Annotated in this window: 1 protein-coding gene; it reads left to right on the plus strand. The window is 67.4% G+C overall.

Features of this window, described 5'->3' with window-relative positions; genetic code table 11:
• Positions 1–826: acyl-CoA carboxylase subunit beta (locus tag IE277_RS46755; protein WP_308433499.1), on the plus strand; the 826-nt coding region annotated here is incomplete at both ends.

The raw sequence follows: 826 nt of genomic DNA on the forward strand, positions 1-826 counted from the left end.
GGGCCCGTGCGCCGGCGGCGCGGCGTACTCGCCGGCCCTCACCGACTTCGTGTTCATGGTGCGTGAGACGTCGCAGATGTTCATCACCGGCCCGGACGTGGTCAAGGCGGTCACCGGCGAGGAGATCTCCCAGAACGGCCTCGGCGGTGCCGACGTGCACGCCGAGACGTCGGGTGTGTGTCACTTCGCGTACGACGACGAGGAGACCTGCATCGCCGAGGTGCGCTACCTCCTCTCCCTGCTCCCGCAGAACAACCGCGAGGATCCCCCGCGGGTGGTGTCCGGTGACCCCTCCGACCGGCGCGGTGAGGCCCTGCTCGACCTGGTGCCGCTCGACGGCAACCGGCCGTACGACATGGCCCGGGTGATCGAGGAGATCGTCGACGACGGCGAGTACCTGGAGGTCCACGAGCGCTGGGCGCGGAACATCATCTGCGCGCTGGCCCGGTTGGACGGGCATGCCGTCGGGATCGTCGCCAACCAGCCGCAGTCGCTGGCGGGTGTGCTGGACATCGAGGCGAGTGAGAAGGCCGCGCGCTTTGTGCAGATGTGTGATGCCTTCAATATCCCGATCGTGACGCTGCTCGATGTGCCGGGGTTTCTTCCCGGTGTCGACCAGGAGCACGGCGGGATCATCCGGCACGGCGCGAAGCTGCTGTACGCGTACTGCAACGCGACCGTGCCGCGTATCAGCCTCATCCTGCGTAAGGCGTACGGCGGTGCGTACATCGTCATGGACTCGCAGTCGATCGGTGCCGATCTGACGTACGCCTGGCCGACGAACGAGATCGCGGTGATGGGTGCCGAGGGTGCGGCCAACGTCATC

This window comes from Streptomyces alanosinicus (genome assembly GCF_014650595.1).
Classification (GTDB): Bacteria; Actinomycetota; Actinomycetes; order Streptomycetales; family Streptomycetaceae; genus Streptomyces; species Streptomyces alanosinicus.